This is a genomic window from Luteimonas sp. TWI662 (genome assembly GCF_039673825.1).
Lineage (GTDB): Bacteria > Pseudomonadota > Gammaproteobacteria > Xanthomonadales > Xanthomonadaceae > Luteimonas.
Window position 1 is genome coordinate 1 of record NZ_JBDJMI010000048.1, and the last position, 3,199, is coordinate 3,199.

General features: G+C 56.0%; 4 protein-coding genes. All 4 read left to right on the forward strand.

Annotated elements, in window-relative coordinates:
• Positions 1 to 154 precede the first annotated feature (154 nt).
• Positions 155 to 454 carry a D-Ala-D-Ala carboxypeptidase family metallohydrolase gene (locus tag ABE488_RS17650; RefSeq protein WP_346449698.1) on the forward strand — a complete coding sequence of 100 codons (300 nt, stop codon included), beginning with the start codon at positions 155 to 157 and terminating at the stop codon, positions 452 to 454.
• Positions 451 to 1,038 (forward strand): hypothetical protein, encoded by a 588-nt coding sequence (locus tag ABE488_RS17655; RefSeq protein ID WP_346449699.1) that lies wholly within the window; start codon positions 451 to 453, stop codon positions 1,036 to 1,038. Before ABE488_RS17650 ends, ABE488_RS17655 begins: the two co-directional genes overlap by 4 nt.
• Positions 1,039 to 1,955: 917 nt before the next feature.
• Positions 1,956 to 2,498, forward strand: coding sequence for a hypothetical protein (locus ABE488_RS17660; protein WP_346449700.1), 543 nt, complete (start codon positions 1,956 to 1,958; stop codon positions 2,496 to 2,498).
• 40 nt (positions 2,499 to 2,538) lie between these two features.
• Positions 2,539 to 2,985 (forward strand): RHS repeat-associated core domain-containing protein, encoded by a 447-nt coding sequence (locus tag ABE488_RS17665; RefSeq protein WP_346449701.1) that lies wholly within the window; start codon positions 2,539 to 2,541, stop codon positions 2,983 to 2,985.
• Positions 2,986 to 3,199 lie beyond the last annotated feature (214 nt).

Consider the following 3,199-nt stretch of genomic DNA (forward strand, 5'->3'; position numbering starts at 1 on the left):
AACGGGCGACCGCGCAAGACGCTCGGCTGGGCAACACCAGCCCAGGTGATGGAGAGGGAAATCATCGACTTCAAATCACGTGTTGCACTTGATTCTTGAGACCGCCCTGCCCCAGAGGTCACTGGGTGGAACGCCAGCCAATCCTGGACCTGCCGTGACAACTCGATTGCTCAATTTCAGTGATAAGTCCGGGAAGAATATTGAAGTGACCAGTGGACAAAGAACCGTGGAACAAAACCGGGCGGTGGGCGGCGCGAGTCGGAGCCAGCACCTGCAGGACAACGCGGCGGACATTCGGATCAGTGGGAACACGCCTAGGCAGATCGCTGATGCGGCCCATGGCTCCGGCGAGTTCAACCGGGTCAATCAGTACACTGATGGCCGTGGTGTGCATGTAGATCTTAAGCGGGACGGGACGCAGGGACGCTTCACCGACTGGAAACCTCAAAAATGAAGATCATGTCCGGTACCTTTTGGGCCCTGATGCTGACGGCATGCAGCCCTGCCCCCTCCGGCGTGCTGGAGGGAGCGAAGCACGCACCCATTGAGGCTGCCTCCTTAGCAGCGGCAAATATCGACGCAAGCCATGGCTCCATCGCGGATCTGCGTACCGGCATGACCAAGGACCAGCTTGTCGCAACTGGGCACGCCATCATTGAACGCTTGGTCATGCAAGAAGGGGACGAGTACGTGGTCATGGACGTCTCGTTAGGCGACGATGTGATTATCGAATGCTGGTTTGACGACGGCAGGGTTGAACGGCTGCGAACAACCGCCGAAGGCATGAGCGACCAGAAGGGAATTGGTATCGGCTCCACACTGGCTGAGTTGAAGGCCGCCTACCCCGGTGGCCGTCTGATCGTAGGAAACGAAGATGGGCGGCGCTATGCCAACTTCGTCAGCCACTCCCGGGTAGTCTTCGAGATGGACATGGATGCGCTTCCGCAAACATGCTTCCATGACGAAAGCGTCGGATGTGACATGCGCCCGGACTTGCGTGTGCGTGGAGTTGTCATGCATTCCGGCCCAGCAGGCTGAGGGAAGGGGCGGAGAACATTTCCGCCGAGGTCCTGATTGCCTAAACGTGCAAGGCCCGCATTGCGGGCCTTGTCGTTGTTGCGATGTTGCGGCTTATCGCCCCGCCTGCGCCAACAGCGAGTCCAGCATCCCGCTAACCATTTTCTGCTTGGCCTTCGGTAGCTGACTGATTCGCTCCAACTGCTGCTGCAGCTTGGGTGCTGCCCACGCTTGCCAGTAGGCCGCCGTCCCGGCGCTCCAATCAGTTCTTCCGCCGTGACCGCAAGCCCGGTAGCCAGTGCCGCCAGCAGCGACACCGGGACGCGCCTGCACCCGATCTCGAACGAAGCAATCTGCTGCTGGTTTACGCCTACCAGTTCTCCCAACTGCGCCTACGTCAGTCCCTGGTCGCGGCGCAGTTCGGCCATGCGCGCCCCTAGCTTGCGGAAAAAAGCCTTCTCGTCTGGTGTCATGGCAACGCTTTGTCGTGGATCTACGGCGCCCATACGCTAACCCCGGCTTGACGGTTCGGCGTCGATAATACGCTGATATGGCGTAATCTTTTGAGCGGAATATTTACTTCCTTCGTGGATGGAAGAATAGGGTTTGACGAGCGGGAAGCTATGCAGTGCGTAGTCACTGAAGTTATTGCAGATTTCCCTGCTAACTTCCTGATTTCGGAGAAATGGACTCGGCTGAATGCGCCGGATTCAATTCCAACTGCCGAAGGGTTGCTTGTATTTCTCCGAAAGGAATCGGACATATAGGTACAGACAGTGGTGATATAAGGACTTCTTGTTACGGACGCGAGTTGCGGCATAATCTAGCGCAGCTGAACTCTCGGTTGAAACGGCGGGCCGATTTGAGCCGACGCTGCGAGCGGACGCGAGCTTTAAATGAGCAGAATACAATAAGGTCCTCACTATAAACGAACGAAGATGCGCTATAAATATCAAATGCAGAAAAGACGTGCAGAATTCCTGAAGGAGAGGGATCAGAAACGCTTGCGTAGCCTACACGGCGAGAAGCTAGTTGCTGCTATTTCCCGAGCGACGGGAAAGCCCCTGTCGCTTGACGACTTCAGAAGCGATAGCAAATTGCCGCCGATCGACTGGCCAACTGACATCAGAAAAGCATCTGGCTTGGTTTCGGCTTACATCAGCAAGTCGAGCGCTGACGAATTACTGAAATGTGTTCGGGATAAGTTGAGTGCGCTAAATGGCCAAATTGGATTCCATGACAAGCCGTACTTGGGGTTTGCAAAAGTGCATGAAATAGACCCTTTAAGTTTAATTGCTGTTTCTGAAGCCACAGAGGACTCAGCAGTGTTTTATAGCGCTATACCCAAGGGGATTTTGATGGTGGATTTCTATAAGAGCCAGCCAAGCGAGCCGTTCAGCATCGTTGCACAAGGTATCAAACTTGTTCAAAAGCTCAGCTTTTGCTTCCCGGTGCAATGTAAAGGCGAGGCGGACGATTGATTCGCGCCGGTAATGAAATCGAGGAATTGTAAGCGGCCCGATGAATCGAACGCCGCAGCACGCCGATGCGTTGGGAAGCGTGGTAGCCGTGACAGACGAGAATGGCGCTGTCGTCGAGCGTCGGGAGTACGAGCCACACGGCGCCCAGTTGACATCGGCCTTGCAAAACGGACCCGGCTACACAGGCCACGTGCGGGACGCGGCGACCGGGCTGACGTATATGCAGCAGCGCTACTATGATCCGCAGATCGGGAGGATGCTCAGCCGAGATCCGGTCACGGCTTACAGCAGCGGCGACATGCGGTCGTTCAATGGCTATGCGTATGCCAATAACAATCCTTATCACTTTACCGATCCCGATGAGCGTATTCCAGGCGAGACGATTGGGATCTGGCCAATGTGGCGATGGATGCCCAGAGTGCCTATTCCAATTTCAGCCAAGGAAGTATTGGCGCCGGCGTCGTTGATTCGCTCGGGTTGTTGTTGATGCGGCAGCTACGGCGTTCCTTGCGTGCCAGGTGGTGCTGGGACGGCGATCAAGGCGGCGCGTGGAATTGATAATGCGTTGATGCTGCTGGAAGTAGTAATGCTGGGCGGTCTCAAGAATCAAGTGCAACACGTGATTTGAAGTCGATGATTTCCCTCTCCATCACCTGGGCTGGTGTTGCCCAGCCGAGCGTCTTGCGCGGTCGCCCGTTCAT